Source organism: Bradyrhizobium sp. USDA 4369 (genome assembly GCF_054056435.1).
The window spans coordinates 4,041,286-4,056,774 of sequence record NZ_JBSRYH010000001.1; the positions used below are offsets into that span (position 1 = coordinate 4,041,286).

General features: G+C 64.3%; 13 protein-coding genes and 1 pseudogene. 9 read left to right on the plus strand and 5 right to left on the minus strand.

Features of this window, described 5'->3' with window-relative positions:
• Positions 1-49: 49 nt before the first annotated feature.
• Together ACVIJ6_RS18260 and ctrA are read right to left on the minus strand one after the other, a co-directional pair.
• A pseudogene (locus ACVIJ6_RS18260) lies at positions 50-178 on the minus strand (LptA/OstA family protein); the annotation flags it as partial.
• Between the two features lie 974 nt (positions 179-1,152).
• Positions 1,153-1,854: a response regulator transcription factor CtrA gene (ctrA, locus tag ACVIJ6_RS18265; protein WP_012046382.1), complete on the minus strand. Its 702-nt coding sequence runs from the start codon at positions 1,852-1,854 to the stop codon at positions 1,153-1,155.
• Between the two features lie 387 nt (positions 1,855-2,241).
• On the opposite strand from ctrA, the gene fliI reads away from it, so the two are divergent.
• From fliI to ACVIJ6_RS18285, 4 genes are all read left to right on the plus strand, one after another.
• Positions 2,242-3,564, plus strand: coding sequence for a flagellar protein export ATPase FliI (fliI, locus tag ACVIJ6_RS18270; protein WP_012046381.1), 1,323 nt, complete (start codon positions 2,242-2,244; stop codon positions 3,562-3,564).
• A gap of 109 nt (positions 3,565-3,673) precedes the next feature.
• Positions 3,674-4,093 (plus strand): flagellar export protein FliJ, encoded by a 420-nt coding sequence (fliJ, locus tag ACVIJ6_RS18275; RefSeq protein WP_008960735.1) that lies wholly within the window; start codon positions 3,674-3,676, stop codon positions 4,091-4,093.
• Between the two features lie 156 nt (positions 4,094-4,249).
• A complete protein-coding gene (locus tag ACVIJ6_RS18280; protein ID WP_012046380.1) occupies positions 4,250-4,798 on the plus strand; it encodes a sigma-70 family RNA polymerase sigma factor in 549 nt (182 codons plus the stop codon).
• A 75-nt stretch (positions 4,799-4,873) separates the two neighbouring features.
• Positions 4,874-5,878 carry an anti-sigma factor gene (locus ACVIJ6_RS18285; RefSeq protein WP_456773812.1) on the plus strand — a complete coding sequence of 335 codons (1,005 nt, stop codon included), beginning with the start codon at positions 4,874-4,876 and terminating at the stop codon, positions 5,876-5,878.
• Positions 5,879-6,006: 128 nt separating this feature from the next.
• On the opposite strand, the gene ACVIJ6_RS18290 is transcribed toward ACVIJ6_RS18285, so the two are convergent.
• The gene (locus ACVIJ6_RS18290; protein ID WP_012046378.1) at positions 6,007-6,207 is read right to left on the minus strand and encodes a hypothetical protein; all 201 of its coding nucleotides are present in this window, start codon (positions 6,205-6,207) and stop codon (positions 6,007-6,009) included.
• Positions 6,208-6,577: 370 nt separating this feature from the next.
• Positions 6,578-8,704 carry a flagellar biosynthesis protein FlhA gene (flhA, locus tag ACVIJ6_RS18295; RefSeq protein ID WP_456773813.1) on the minus strand — a complete coding sequence of 709 codons (2,127 nt, stop codon included), beginning with the start codon at positions 8,702-8,704 and terminating at the stop codon, positions 6,578-6,580.
• Between the two features lie 1,391 nt (positions 8,705-10,095).
• Here flhA and ACVIJ6_RS18300 point away from each other — a divergent pair.
• From ACVIJ6_RS18300 to maiA, 5 genes are all read left to right on the plus strand, one after another.
• Positions 10,096-11,097 carry a dimethylarginine dimethylaminohydrolase family protein gene (locus ACVIJ6_RS18300; RefSeq protein ID WP_456773814.1) on the plus strand — a complete coding sequence of 334 codons (1,002 nt, stop codon included), beginning with the start codon at positions 10,096-10,098 and terminating at the stop codon, positions 11,095-11,097.
• Between the two features lie 157 nt (positions 11,098-11,254).
• Entirely contained in the window at positions 11,255-11,656 is a 402-nt protein-coding gene (locus tag ACVIJ6_RS18305) for a transposase (protein WP_456773815.1), read from the plus strand.
• On the plus strand, positions 11,653-12,432 hold the full coding sequence (locus tag ACVIJ6_RS18310) for an IS3 family transposase (RefSeq protein ID WP_456773816.1): 780 nt from the start codon (positions 11,653-11,655) through the stop codon (positions 12,430-12,432). The genes ACVIJ6_RS18305 and ACVIJ6_RS18310 overlap by 4 nt, the downstream gene beginning before the upstream one ends.
• A 413-nt stretch (positions 12,433-12,845) precedes the next feature.
• A complete protein-coding gene (locus tag ACVIJ6_RS18315) occupies positions 12,846-13,349 on the plus strand; it encodes a hypothetical protein (RefSeq protein ID WP_012046375.1) in 504 nt (167 codons plus the stop codon).
• 53 nt (positions 13,350-13,402) lie between these two features.
• Positions 13,403-14,074 carry a maleylacetoacetate isomerase gene (gene maiA, locus ACVIJ6_RS18320; RefSeq protein ID WP_250172100.1) on the plus strand — a complete coding sequence of 224 codons (672 nt, stop codon included), beginning with the start codon at positions 13,403-13,405 and terminating at the stop codon, positions 14,072-14,074.
• A gap of 14 nt (positions 14,075-14,088) precedes the next feature.
• Here maiA and ACVIJ6_RS18325 read toward each other — a convergent pair whose 3' ends face one another.
• Positions 14,089-15,252: a TAXI family TRAP transporter solute-binding subunit gene (locus ACVIJ6_RS18325; protein ID WP_456773817.1), complete on the minus strand. Its 1,164-nt coding sequence runs from the start codon at positions 15,250-15,252 to the stop codon at positions 14,089-14,091.
• Between the last annotated feature and the right edge of the window lie 237 nt (positions 15,253-15,489).

The window sequence follows — 15,489 nt, forward strand, 5'->3', positions numbered from 1 at the left end:
CGGAGGGGTTCCGAATCACCCGAGAGCGGCAGCGCCTCGGGTGTCACACAACCCGCGACACGCCCGTGGTCATATCCACCAGGAGGCGGTCCCCGCGCAGTACGTTCCGGCACTGAGTCACCACCACGCCGCCGAACATGGTGATCAGGTTGGTCTTGGTGTCGAACACTGCGCTCTTATTTTTCCAGAGGTATGATCAGTCGGCTTCGGTTGGGTGGCTCACGTGAGGCCACTTGCCTGGACCCTCACCCCCGACCCCTCCCCGCTGCCTGCAATCGCTGTCGGGATTGCGGCGTGGGGGAGGGGAGTGTACCGGTTGCTTGGCGGCGGCCGGAACGACAAAATTTCGGATTTCGCAAAAATGCCGCTTTCGCTTTTAAAGAAATCATGCTTTACTCCCCTGTGTCCCGCCCCAACGAGGGGACGCTTCGCGGTCGTCACGGACGTCGGGTGCGGGATGCGATGGGCGCTTGGGGTCGCAGCATGGTTCGCCGTGCCGACGAACGATCCCGAGCGCACGATGAAGTCGCGTGGTCCTGGCCTCCCGGTGCTGAGGTCAAGCCTGTGGGCGTTGCTGATGAGCGGCCTGCGGGTGATGGGGGCAAGACAGCCGGTCCCCAGGGAGATCGCGTATAATTCGTAACGCCATCGCGCAGGGAGGGCCGGGATGTTCCCAGCCGAACCTGTGGTACCTGCCGCCTGCATTCTTTCTCCGCAGGCGGGCCATGGGAGCGGCAGGCTCCTGGCCTTCCCTGCGCCCTCAGTTCGGAAGAGGGCGGTGAGAATGGCATAGAGCTCGGGCGCGGGGCGCTGCGAGATCGCGAAGGTGTATCTGCATATCTGCTGAGGACGTAACCGCAGATGGTGTGCGAGCTTCTTGAGACGAACGTCTCCGCGGGCGTCCTTGCGAGCGAAGCGAAGCAATCCAGGGTGTCTCTGCGGCGGCAGCCTGGATTGCTTCGTCGCTTCGCTCCTCGCAATGACGGGCGTTGGAACAGCAGATCGTGCTACATGGCCCAAGTCGCTGGAGGCTCAGGCGACCGCTCGCTCCGCCAGCATATCCATCCCCACAAACAAAAACCCCGCCATTTGCGGCGGGGCTCAGTCTGGGAGGAGCAAGCCGTGAGGCTCGCCGGAGGACCCAGTGAAAGCTCAGGCGGGGATGCGTTCGTCCATGTCGTGCGGCTCGCGCAGCACGTAGCCGCGGCCCCAGACGGTCTCGATGAAGTTGCGGCCTTCGGAGGCGTTGGCGAGCTTCTTGCGCAGCTTGCAGATGAAGACGTCGATGATCTTGAGTTCGGGCTCGTCCATGCCGCCATAGAGATGGTTGAGAAACATCTCCTTGGTGAGGGTGGTGCCCTTGCGGAGCGAGAGCAGCTCCAGCATCTGATATTCCTTGCCGGTCAGATGCACGCGCTGGCCACCGACTTCCACGGTCTTGGTGTCCAGGTTGACGACGAGGTCGCCGGTCTGAATGACCGATTGGGCGTGCCCCTTGGAGCGGCGCACGATCGCGTGGATGCGGGCGATCAGCTCGTCCTTGTGGAACGGCTTGGTCATGTAGTCGTCGGCGCCGAAGCCGAGGCCCTTGACCTTGTCCTCGATGCCGGCGAGGCCGGACAGGATGAGGATCGGCGTCTTGATCTTCGAGACGCGCAGCTGCTTGAGCACGTCGTAACCGGACATGTCGGGCAGATTGAGGTCGAGAAGGATAATGTCGTAATCGTACAACTTACCGAGGTCGACGCCTTCTTCGCCGAGGTCAGTCGTGTAGACGTTGAAGCTCTCAGACTTCAACATCAGCTCGATCGACTGCGCGACGGCGCTGTCATCCTCAATCAGCAAAACGCGCATGCCAGTTCCCCATAGTCGCCGCTCCGGGCGTCAGGTCGGCCGCCATCGCGGCACTCAAAACGCCTTTGAACAACTGATTCGGATCCTGACGAGAGATGGTTAACAAATCCTGATTCACATCCGCAAGCTCAAACCGTGCAATTTTTGTCGAATCGCCGTAAGGTGTTGCGAAGAAGCAGTTTTTCTCAGCCGCCCTCGTTCAAGCTCCATGTTAAGAGACGGACCTAACCGACTCTCGTTCCTCACCGCTTTTGAGGGCGGCAAGGCGCGCTGCGTCAGTCACTCCAGACCATGACGCAATGATTAATGATGCGAGTAAACACAGAGTTAAACCGCACAACCGAATCTGCCCTTACTTAAGGTTTTCGCAATGAAGGCGCTTTCGTGATGAAGGCACTGGCCGAGCAGATCAGCGACATCGACGCGGTGAACACCTATGGCCGTGTCGTCGGCGTGAAGGGGTTGATGGTGGAAATCGCCGGTCCGATTCATGCGATGTCGGTCGGCGCCCGCATCGTGATCGAGACCGGCAATAATGTCATCCCCGCCGAAGTGATCGGCTTCTCCGGCAAGAACGCGGTGGTGATGCCGTTCGCGGGGCTCGAGGGCGTGCGGCGCGGCTGCCGTGCGGTCATCGCCAATGCAGCGAACCAGGTGCGGCCATCGCCGGCCTGGCTCGGGCGGGTCATCAATGCGATGGGCGAGCCGATCGACGGCAAAGGGCCGCTGCCGCAAGGCGCAGCGCCGGTTCCCTACCGCAACAATCCGCCGCCGGCGCATTCGCGCAAGCGCGTCGGTTCGCCGCTCGATCTCGGCGTCCGTGCCCTGAACACCTTTCTGACGTGTTGTCGTGGGCAGCGGCTCGGCATCTTCGCGGGTTCCGGCGTCGGCAAGTCGGTGCTGCTGTCGATGCTGGCGCGCAATGTCGATGCCGCGGTCTCGGTGATCGGCCTGATCGGCGAGCGCGGCCGCGAGGTGCAGGAGTTCCTGCAGGACGATCTCGGCGAAGAGGGCCTCGCGCGCTCTGTCGTCGTGGTGGCCACCTCCGACGAGCCGGCGCTGATGCGCCGGCAGGCGGCGTATCTGACGCTCGCAATCTCCGAATATTTTCGCGACGAGGGTAAGGATGTTCTCTGCCTGATGGACTCGGTGACGCGCTTCGCGATGGCGCAGCGTGAGATCGGCCTGTCGGCCGGCGAGCCGCCGACCGCGAAGGGCTACACGCCGACCGTGTTCACCGAGCTGCCAAAACTGCTTGAGCGTGCCGGACCCGGCAGCGGCGAGGGAACCATCACTGGAATCTTCACGGTGCTGGTCGACGGCGACGACCACAACGAGCCGGTGGCGGACGCGGTGCGCGGTATTCTCGACGGTCACGTTGTGATGCAGCGTTCGATCGCCGAACGCGGCCGCTATCCGGCGATCAACATCCTGAAATCGGTGTCGCGCACGATGCCGAAATCGGCGGACCCCGTATTCTTGCCGACCATCATGCGGGCGCGCCAGGTGATGGCGACCTATGCCGACATGGAGGAACTGATCCGGCTCGGCGCCTATCGCGCCGGCTCAAGCCCCGAGGTTGACGAGGCCATCCGGCTGCACGAGCCGCTGGAAGCCTTCCTGCGCCAGCGCAAGGACGAGGTCTGCGGCCTGGCCCAGGGGTATCGGGAGCTGGAACAGATCCTTGGACGCTTGGAAACGGAAAGCTAACTTTGTCGCGTAATCATCCCCCGCATGTAACGAGCCTAGTCGGCGGGCCCAGGAAGGGCGGCCGGCCCTGTCCCGCGCCGTATACGGGACTTCTGGGGAGTATGAGTCGATGAAGTCGCGCGAAACGCTGATCCGTCTGAAGAAGTTTCAGGTGGATGAGAAACGCCGCCGGGTGACGCAGATCGAGGGCATGATCGCTGATTTCCAGCGCATGTCGGCCGAACTCGAGCGGGAAATTCAGACCGAGCAGGAGCGGGCCGGCATCAACGACCCGACCCATTTTGCCTACCCGACCTATGCCAAGGCCGCGATCCAGCGCCGCGAGAACCTGACGCGCTCCGCCGACGAGCTGCGCGCCCAGCTCGAGGACGCCAAGGCCGCGCTGTCCGAGGCATTCGAGGAGATGAAGAAGGTCGAGTTGCTCGACGAGCGTGACCAGGCCCGCGAAAAGGCCGAGGAGAGCGCCCGCGAGCAGGCCGACATGGACAGTATCGGCCTGATGCGCGCCCGGCTCGGCGTCATCGCCTGAGCCGGAGCGCCACGACGGCCTTTGCTTTCGAAAACCCGGGCCCGCAAGGTCCGGGTTTTTCGTCGCGCCCACCTTAGGTGGAGCGCGGTGCGCGAGTCGTGCTACGGGAGGGCGGGGCTCGAACGAGGGAGTGGGGCCGATTTTCGGGGACGCTGAATGCTGACGCCGGCAGAGTTGGTCTGGTTGCTTGCCGCAGTCGCCAAGGGGGATGAGGCCGCTTTTGAGCGCCTCTACGCGGCGACGCGCGCGAAACTCTATGGCGTCGTGCTCCGTATCTTGCACCGACAGGACCTCGCCGAGGAGGTCGTCCAGGAGACCTACGTCAAGGTTTGGAATAATGCCGCCCAATTCAACCCGGCGGTGTCTTCCCCGATCACCTGGATGGCCGCCATCGCCCGCAACCGGGCCATCGATCTGGTGCGCAAGCGGGGCGAGCTGTCTTTGGAGGACGAGCCGTCCGCGTTCGAGGTCGCCGCCGAGACGCCGGATCCGCTGGCGCGGCGCGAAATGTCGGAGGAGCTGAAGCGGCTGTTGGAATGTGTCGGCCGGCTCGAGCCGGACCGCCAGAAGCTCGTGCTGCTGGCCTATTATAACGGTTGGAGCCGCGAGCAACTGGCGACCAAGTTCGAGGCGCCGGTGAATACGGTCAAGACCTGGCTGCGGCGGAGCATGATGGACATTCGCCAGTGCCTCGGTCTGGGTTGAAACGTGGTTTGGACCGAGTGCGTGATGCGAGAGACGTTGCAAGAGATCTTGTAGGTGACCTGACCTGGACCTGTGATGGCGTATAGCGAAGACCATATCGCGCTGGCGGCGGAATATGCGCTCGGCACCCTCGACGCCGCCGAGCGCGCCCAGGTCGAGACCATGATGGCGGTCGACAGGGATTTTGCCGCGGTCGTGCAGGCCTGGGAATTCCGGCTGAGTGCGCTCAATCAGATGGTCGGGCTGGTCGAGCCGCGCCCCGAACTGTGGGAGCGCATCAAGGCCGAGATCGCGCGCTCGACGCCGGTAGCCGAAGTCCCCTCGTCGACCGCAGCCGCGGTGGCGGCGCAGGACCCGGTCACTGCGGATGCGCCAGGATGGCCGGGCGCAATGGTGCCGGATGTTCCGCCAGTTTCGGCTGAGGACGGTTTGGCCCTTGCTTCGCCCGTCACAGTGGCCGAGGACGACGTCGCCGCGGTCAAGACGACCGAGCTCAAGCCCGAACGGGCCGGGGCCGGTGCGAACGACAACAGCAATGTCGTGCAACTGTCGTCCAAGGTCCGCCAGTTGCGCATCGTCGCCAATGTCATGACGGCGGTTGCCGCGATGCTGCTCGCGCTGCTCGGGGTGCAGATCTACCGGCCGGAGCTGTTGCCGCCACCGCTGCAGCCGAAGGCGCGGGGTCAGACCGCGGAGGTCAAGGTGCCGGCTGGAGCGCAGCCTTCGGCCCAGTTCGTTGCGCTGTTGCAGAAGGATGCGGCTTCGCCGGCCTTCATCCTGACCGTCGATGCCGGCAGCAAGACCTACACGGTCCGCCGGGTTGGTGCGGCGCCCGAGCCGGGCAAGAGCTTCGAGCTCTGGATCGTCTCGGACAAGCTGCAGAAGCCGCGCTCGCTCGGTGTCATCGGCGGCAGCGACTTCACCAGCCGGCCGGTTCTGTCGGCCTATGATGCCGACACGGTCAGCCGCGCCACCTACGCCGTGACGGTGGAGCCGGAGGGCGGGTCGCCGACCGGGCAGGCCACCGGGCCGATTGTCTTTACCGGCAAGCTGATCGAGACGGTGCCGCCGTCGCGCTGAACCGCGGCAAAAAGAAAACGCCCGTGGGGAGCGGGCGTTTTCAGTAGTCGACTTGGGGTTGGGTCTACTACATATCCACGCGGCCAGTTGGGGGGCTGTGAGAACCGCGTGAATTCCGGAAATTCCAATCAGCGAACCAGCGATGTCTCCGAGCTCGTCACCGCCACCGGCTTGCCAGCCTTCATGACTTTTGCGGTCTGCGTATAGCCCGGCTCCGCATTGAGGCGCGCCGAGATGCCGAGGCCGGCCACCGCGATGCCAGCCACCAGTGCAACCACCACGATCTTGAGGTGGGTTGTCCGATCCGCGCTGTAAATCGAGTGGTTCATGGAAGCCTCCTGCCGCCTTCCGTCCTCTGTCGATTCGTGTGAGCCGGGCTCGTTCCGGTTCATCGTCTCGCATGTAAGAACGTAGGAAACCTCGATTCCGTTTCGTAGGTGACATCACAAGTGTGTGAAAAGTCGTGATGGCCTGCGATCGGTATGCGCGGAAGGATGAATATTTATTGATTTCCAATGCCTTGTGATGTTTCTGGTCTGTTCTGAAGCTCGGGCAACCTAACGGAAAAGAAAGAAATCGTTTGCCTGTGGCGATAAAGCACAGCTCCGGGCTGCCCAGAAAAAGGGCGGAAGCCGGCGATGGCGCGCCGGCCTCCCATCTCAACGAGCAGCGGAGTCGCGGGTTCCGCCGCGCCCGTCCTCACACGCTTCCGACCGTCTTGAGCCGCGCGCGGGGATGAATTTCGGCCTGCGACAGCACGGTGGTCTGTGCCCGGAAGCGTTCCACCAGCGAGCGGACGAACGGCCGGATCGCGGCCGAGGTGACCAGCACCGGTGACTCGCCCTCGCGCGCGGCCCGCTCGAACGCATCGCGCGTCGCGGTCATGAACTCGGAGAGCTTCGACGGCTGCATCGCCAGGCTGCGCTCCTCGCCCTGGCCGATCAGCGATTCTGCAAACGCCTGCTCCCATTTCGGCGACAGCGCGATCAGCGGCAGGTAGCCCATCGGCGAGGTGTTCTGGGCGCAGATCTGGCGGGCGAGGCGGGCGCGCACATGCTCGACGATGGTGGCCGGATTGCGCGAGAACGCCAGCGCGTCGGCGATGCCTTCGAGGATGGTCGAGAGGTCGCGGATCGAGATCCGCTCCGACAGCAGCAATTGCAGCACGCGCTGGATGCCGGAGATCGTGATCTGGGTCGGCACGATGTCCTTGACCAGCTCGCTCTGCTCCTTCGGCAGCTCCTTCAGAAGCTTCTGCACCTCGCCATAGGACAGCAGGTCGCTCATATTGGCCTTGAGCAGCTCGGTCAGGTGGGTCGAGAGCACGGTCGCCGCGTCCACCACCGTGTAGCCCTTCAAGGTCGCTTCTTCCTTCAGGCCGGCGTCGACCCAGGTGGCGGGCAGGCCGAAGGTCGGCTCGGTGGTGTGGATGCCGGGCACCGCGACCTGGTTGCCGCCGGGGTCCATGACCATGAACTGGTTCGGCCAGATCTTGCCGGAGCCGGCGTCGACCTCCTTGATCTTGATGATGTAGGTGTTGGCCTCGAGCTGGACGTTGTCGAGGATGCGCACCGACGGCATCACGAAGCCCATCTCGATCGCGAGCGACCGCCGCAGCGCCTTGATCTGCTCGGTCAGCCGGTCGGTGCCGTCGGGGCCGTTGACCAGCGGCAGCAGCGCATAGCCAAGCTCGATCTTGAGGTCGTCGATCTTCAGCGCGTTCGCGATCGGCTCCTCGGCCGCCGTGGCGGTGGCGGCTGCGGCGGGCGCCGCCGCCTCCGCGGCCTCGACCGCCTTGGCGACGTCCTTCTGCCTGCGCGCCTTGATGGCGAGCGCGGCGGCGCCGCCGCCCAGTGCGAGGAACGGAAGGGTCGGAATGCCCGGCAGCAGCGCCAGCACCAGCATGACGGCGGCGGACAGGCCGAGGGCCTGCGGATAGCCGGAGAACTGCTGCATCAGCGCCTTGTCGGCCGCGCCGCTGACGCCGGCCTTGGACACCAGCAGGCCCGCGGCCGTCGACACGATCAGCGCTGGCACCTGGGTGACGAGGCCGTCGCCGACCGTCAGCACCGTGTAGGAGCGGGCGGCGTCGCCGAACGACATGCCCTGCTGGGCGACGCCGATGATGATGCCGCCGATGATGTTGATGAACACGACGAGCAGGCCGGCGACCGCGTCGCCGCGGACGAATTTCGAGGCACCGTCCATCGCGCCGAAGAAGCCGCTCTCGTCCTCGAGCTCCTTGCGCCGCATCTTGGCGACCTTCTCGTCGATCAGGCCGGCGGAGAGGTCGGCGTCGATCGCCATCTGCTTGCCGGGCATCGAATCCAGGTGAAAGCGCGCCGCGACTTCGGCGATACGGCCCGAACCCTTGGTGATGACGACGAAGTTCACCGTCACCAGGATCGCGAACACGATGATGCCGATGACGAAATTGCCGCCCATCACGAACGAGCCGAACGCCTGGATGACGTGGCCGGCGGCGTCGGTGCCCTCATGGCCGTGGCTGAGGATCAGCCGGGTCGAGGCGAGGTTCAGCGACAGCCGCAGCATCGTCGAGATCAGCAGGATGGTCGGAAAGGACGAGAATTCCAGCGGCGCCTGGATGAACAACGCGGTCATCAGGATCAGGATCGACAGCGTGATCGAGATCGCCAGGAACAGGTCGAGCACGATCGCCGGCAGCGGCAGGATCAGCACCACCAGGATGGTGAGGATGCCGAGCGCGAGCGCGATGTCGCCGCGCAGGATCAGCGTCTTGAAATCGCCGAATGAGTAGCCCCCGGCCGGTGACCCGGCCCCCTGACCCGCCGTGACGTCGACCATGGCTTTCGCCCCTTCCCGTGAGCCGCGTTTCCCGGCCCCAAACGACTGTGCGGCGGCCACTGCGCCGCCGTTTCGAAACTGAGGTACCGCGCTGGCGTCCACGGAAGGTCTCCCCCGTTAACTGCACCCAACCACGACACGCGCATTTCACTCGGCAATTTTTGCCCGGTGTATGGTTAGCATTCGGTTAATGCGGGTTAACAAAGGGTTGCGGGGAGAAGGGATGGGGTGTTCCGCGGTGCTCCGATCCACCCCCCAGCCCGAGCCTCGCCCTGCGAGACGCCCGCTTTCGGCGATCTTCTCAAGGGGAGGGGGGCGCCGATTTCGCCGCTCGACCCTCGCCATGAGCACGCAGCGTGCAGCGCCGGTGCTGGCGCTAAATCCTCATGGTGAGGAGCGCCGCAGGCGCGTCTCGAACCGTGAGGCCCCTGCCGCGCCTGACAGCCGACGCGCACGATTGAATGTCTCTCCGCGGCCATGCGCCATCATCTCTCGCGGCGCATCGCGCCCGAGCTTTCGCATCAGGTTCGCCCTCATAACAAAGGAGGGCGCGGGGAAGGCCGGGCGCCGGCCGCGCCCGTGGCCCGCCTGCAGCAAAAAAGCAGGCGGCAGTCACCACAGGTCTGGCCGGGCACGCCCGGCCTTCCCCGCGCGACGGTTGGAACGGCTTATACGTGGTCTCCCTGGTGCACCGGGCTTGTTGGCCACCATGCGCGACGGCGCGCTTGCGCACGCTCGCCGCGGGACACCAGCATCGGGGTGTCAGGACCGCACGACTTCGCCGTGCGCAACGAACCGTTCGTCGGCGCGACACAAAGCCACGCTGCGATTCCCTGCGCCCATCGCATCCCACCTCCCACGTCTCGTGACGGTCGCGACACGCCCCTCCAGCGGAAGCAGGACGGGATTGATATACGCCAATGCTGGAAAAAAGAAAAGAAGAAAAATTCTGTAAATCGGAAGTTGATCGGGTGGGTGCGGTCATACCCTGTCAGTCAGGCGGGTTGCTGGCGATCGAGCGCGAGCATTCATCGCATTAGTGTTCGGTTGTTTGCGCAACCGGAAGTAGCTTGCGCTAAAGCCGCTCCGGTCATGGTGGCTGCTTTGCCGCGGCTGTCATCAGGCTGGTGCTCGAGGCGGACTTGTCCGGCTCGCGCATTTGATTACTTTGATAGTGCACACAAGCGACCGTTGTTCTGGTCATATTGGACTACCGAAGCGACGCTATCCTTCCGAACAGGCCGGCCGAGGTCTCCTGGATTGAGGGGCGGCGTGGGATCTAGACAACCGAGTTCGCGGTGTCTATTTGCCGTTGTCCGGCCAAGGCGCGTCACTGTTCTTGATGCTGTCGCCAGCAGCTGATCCGCGCGGACCTCTGCGTCGGAGGATCGATGATCTCGCTCGGAGCCGAAGCCATGGATGCGACACGTATCTTCGTGGACAGCGAGTTCGCACGCCTGCGCACGGTGGTGCTCGCCGAATGCGAGTTTCGCGCGCCCGACGCCATGCCGCTGCCGGCAGATCTGGCATTCCTTCCGCAACAGGCGAGCGCCGCAGGATCTCAAACGCCTGGCCGCAGCTTGGCTGAGAGCCATCCCGATGTGCAGCGCGCTTGGGAAGCCGAGCGCGAGGCGCTCGCGGCGGTGCTGCGCCGGCATCAGGTCGAGGTGCTGCGACCGCGGAAGTTGAACGGGGCGGAGAAGGCCTTTGCCGGCGCCAGGGGCTACGCCAACTTCTTCACGCGCGATCCGTTCTTTACCATCGGACCTTTCCTGATCGAAGGCTCGCTGCGCTTTGTGTATCGCCGCATCGAAGTCCTGCCCGCCCGCGACCTGATCTTTGACTGGGCGATGCGGACTGGCTGCCTCTATGTCGCAGTCCCGCAGCCGGCGATCGCCGACGACGATGACGGCGGCGCCGGCCCGTTCCTGGAGGGCGGCGACATTCTGATCCTGGGGCGTCACGTCTTTGTCGGGCAATCGGGGCTGGCATCGAACGACGCTGGCATCCGATGGTTGGCCAATCTGCTGCGCCCGATGGGCTATACCGTGGAAGGCGTCAGGTTGCGGCCCGACGTGCTCCATCTCGATTGTGCGCTCAGCCTGGTCCGGCCGGGTGTGATGGTCGTCTGCGAGGACGCCTTCCTCGACGGCGTGCCCTCGGCGCTTGCGAACTGGACCCGCATCGCTGTCGGTCTCGATGAGGTGGCCCAATTGGCCGTGAACGGCCTGCCGGTGACGTCCGACATCTATATCACCGATCCTGCTTTTGCAGCGGTTGGCGAGGCGCTCGCCCGACATGGCGTCGCGGTCGAATATGTCGACTTCGCCATCTCCCGATCGATGGGCGGCGGATTTCGCTGCAGCACGCAGCCGCTGCTGCGGGCCGATTGACGCAACGCGTCAATGAGGCCGGCGCTCCTTCGAGACAAATGCATCATCGATGGAGCTCAGTTCCTTTCAATCAAGCAGCAACTCGTTGTCCATTACTGGACTGCACCCCTCAAGTGAGACACGATAATCTCGGTGACAGGCATTCCGAGGATGACCTGTGGCAGCAAGAGGGAAGAACCGTCGATTTCCGACGGCTTACAAGCTGAAGGCGATCAAGCGTGTCGAGCGAGGCGAAGGCGTTCTGCCTGTGGCTCGCGAGCTTGGGATATCGCGCAAGATCCTGCACGACTGGATCAAGGCCTGGAAGGCCCAAGGGCCCGACGGATTGAACCGCAGACCGGGGCCGAAGCCCGGCCCCCGGAAGCTCAAAGCTACAGCAACCTATGACGATAAGAGGTCTGCGCTGACGCGCGCAAATGCTCGTATCGCCGAGCTCGAACGGCTTGTCGGCCGTCAGCAGATGGATCTCGATTTTTTTCGGCAAGCCTTGCGCGCATTGGAGCGGCCGGCAGCGCAAGGCAAACCCGCACCCGCATCATCGAAGTCATCCAGGCCATGACATCAGAAGCAACGGAGTCCCACGCCGACGTGCAACGGCTCTGCAGTCTGGCAGGCCTGCCACGCGCGACCTATTACCGGCATCTCAACAAACTCAGTCGCGAGACGGCCGACTGCGAGCTGCGCGACCAGATCCAGCGCATTTGCCTCAAGCATCCATTCTACGGCTATCGGCGCGTGACGGCCACGATCCGACGCAAAGGCATGGTCGTCAATGCAAAGAAGGTGCTCAGGCTGATGCGCGAGGACAATCTTCTCGCACAGCGCAAGGCGCCATTCCTGAAGCCGCCGGCAGAGCGGCCAAGGGACATTGTCGTCGTCCCCAATCTCGTACGCGGCCTGGTGCCGTCCGCTCCTGACCAGATCTGGGTCGCGGACATCACCTATGTCCATCTCGCCACGACCTTCGCCTACCTCGCCGTCATCCTCGACGCTTTCTCGCGCAAGGCAGTCGGCTGGGCCTTCGACAACACGCTCGATGCCTCACTCGCGATTGCGGCTTTGGACAGGGCAATCGAGGCCCGCAAGCCGCAGCGCGGCAGCCTGATCCACCACTCCGATCGCGGCGTGCAATACGCCTCGATTGCCTATCGCCAGATCTTGGCGGATCGTGACATCACGATCAGCATGAGCAGGCCGGGCAACCCGTTCGACAACGCCAAAGCTGAAAGCTTCATGAAGACGCTCAAGGCCGAAGAGGTCAACGGCAAGACATTCTCCGACATCAGAGACGCGCGTCGCCGGATCGATAGCTTCATCGCGGACGTCTACAACTAAAGAACGCCTGCACTCGGCACTCGGCTATCGATCGCCTCTTGAGTTCGAAGCCGTGTTCGCGCAAAACAACGCACGATAACACGTCGTGGCAACCGCACTGTCACCGAGATTATCGTGTCTCACTTGAGGGGTGCAGTCCATTACCGTCACCGTAATTCGCGGAGCAGCTTCCGCTTCGGCTGCGCATGCGTCCATCTACGACGGCTCGGCGTCAGAGCCCTACGACCGCGGTGTCTCGTGCTCCCCCCGCGCATCGCCGCGAGACGATCGTGCCGGCCGACAAACTGTGTCGTGATCATGCTGGCCGTGCGGCAGGCGGCATCAAGTTTTTCTGATGGTTGCGATCAGCAATCGCGATTGGCATCCCAGGCAGCTTCTTTTTAGAACCTTTCTAATTTGAAGGAGAAGCCAGGATGTATCCACCCCACCACCGCCTGCGGCTGACATTGACCGCAGTAACCCTCGCCGGACTTGCGATCGTCGCGACCGGCGTCGGCTTGCGCGCGGAGACGCCGCCGCCGTCACCGGCCTATCTGCCGAGTGTCAGCGACCTGATGATCGCGACCATCCAGCCGCGCCACATCCGGCTGTGGATCGCCGCCCATAGCGGCAATTGGGCGTTCAGCGCCTATGAGCTCGGGAATCTCAAGGGCGCCTTGAACCGGGTCAGCCGTGCGCAGCCGCTGGTGGACGGCAATTCCTTCGCCGACATGACGACGGCGGTGACCCAACAGCCGTTCGAGGCGCTGGCGCAGGCGATCAAGCAGAAGGACATCGGTCGCTTCGAGCAGTCATATGCCGATCTCACGGCGGCCTGCAATTCCTGTCATCAGGCGCTGAACCGCGCCGCCGTCGTGATCAAGGTGCCACAAAGCGCGAGCGTTGCGGATCTGGACTTTGCGCCGGGCGCGGAGTGAGGCAAAGGAATTGAGCTCGGGCGCGCCGTCCGGTGGCGATGGGAGACGGCTTGATGAAGCTCTATTCGTTCTGGCGGTCGCTTGCGAGCTTCCGGGTGCGGATCGCGCTCAATCTGAAGGGCGTCGCCTACGAGCTCATCACGGTTGATGTCGACCGCCAGCAGCATCGGGAAGGCGCTTATGCGGCGGTCAATCCGCAGATGGCGCTGCCGTCGCTGGTGCTGGACGACGGCACGGTGCTCACGCAGTCGCTGGCGATCCTCGACTATCTCGACGAGGCCTGTCCCGGTCCGGCGCTGCTGCCGGCCGATCCCAAGGGGCGGGCGCGGGTGCGGGCGCTGGCGGCGATGATCGCGTGCGATGCGCATCCGCTGACGACGCCGCGGGTGCAGCGCTATCTCACCGAGGTGCTGCACCTCGACGATACGGCGCGCGCGGCCTGGCTCAGGTACTGGGCCGCGGAGATGCTCGGCGCGGTCGAGGCGCGGCTCGCGGGCGATGGCGCCACGGGGCGCTTCGCCCATGGCGATGCGCCGACCACCGCTGACATCTGCCTCGCCGGCCATGCGCTGTTCGCACGCAACCAGGGCCTCGATCTCGGCGGGGCGCCGACGGTGCAGCGCGTCGTCGAGGCCGCGATGGCGCTGCCCGCCTTCGCGGCCGCGCATCCGCTGGCGCAGCCGGATACGCCGGAGTCGCTGCGGCGCGCGCCCACTTCATCGTAGTCCGAGCGACGGCGCTATCGCGCCGGCTGTCCGCCGCTTTGCTTCATCCAGTCCTGAAACTGCTCGAACAGCACCTTGGCCTCATCATTGCTCAGGCGCCGGCCGCCGGTCGCGGTTCTCGCGCTCATCCACTCGTCGAACTGCTGCTTGACCGCGGCGGCCTCGGCCTCGGGCGGGCGGCTGCTCGCGAGCAGCTCCTCGGCGGCGCGGAAGCGGGTCCAGCCGGGCAGCGAGGAGGCGAGGTTGATCTCGTTCCATTTCGGGTGGAAGGGCGGCTGCTTGAACTGGTCGAACCGTTTGAACAGATACTCGACGAACCGTGAGACGCGGCGATAGCGCTCGGTCTCCGGCGACCAGTTGTACACCGCCAGCACCTGCGGCACGCCGATCGTCTCGACGGTCTCGCCCGGCTTGAGCAGGTTGGGGTAGTCCTGCGACGTCAGCTTGGTCGGCACGTAATAGTCCTGCAGGCTGCGCGCGAACGGAATCGGCAGGAAATGAAAGCCCGGCTCGGGCTTGAACTTGGCGAACAGGTCGGTCGGCTTGCCGGTGACGTGCACGACGCCGGCGATCTCGCCGCTGCGCATCTTCTCCAGCGCCACCGAATTGTTGATGAACACCTTCTCGGCGTTGATCTTGAGCCGGTCGAACACGATGCCGCCGGTCAGGTTGGCCGCGCTGCCCACCGTGTTGAACGAGACCTTCTTGCCGGCGAGGTCCTCCAGCGTCCTGATCTCGGGGCGGACATAGACATGCATCTCGTTGATGTAGAACGAGCAGATATAGCGGATGCGGTTCTTGATGTTGGCCAGCGTGCCGTTGCGCACGAACTCGTCGAGCACGTCGGCCGAGGTGATGGTGACGTCGACGCCGCGCAGATACAGCAGGTCCTCGATATTGCCGAGCGCGCCATAGGTCACCATCGGCAGCACGCGCAGGTTCGGCCGGTCGTCGAGCACCTTGGCCATCTCGGCGGCAAAGCGGATGTTGGTGCCCTCAAGCAGGCCGCCGGCGATGCCGACCGTCCATTCGTTGGATTCCTGCAGCTTGCCGCCTTCGCCGGCGGCTGCGGCCGTGGCCGATTTTGCCGGCTTCGCGGTCTGTGCCGCGGCCGGTAGCAGCGCGGTCGCCAGACTCAATCCCGCCGCAACGACGCAACTCAACCACGCGACCCGCATGCCCCAGATCCCCCATTGCCGGCCGCGCGACGATCGCGGCACGGTCGTTCTTCTGGTCGATTATGTCGTCGTTCCGCGAAGGCCGTCTACTACTCGCCGGTTGGTCGCTATTTGGCCGAGACAGCGGCGGCGCGTCGCCACTAAAAAGCCATCAACTTGACTGTGCCCTGGTTTCGCCAGCGAGAAGCATTGTTACATCGGGCTTGGCCGAAAGAGCACAGGCGGAACTAGTGCAGC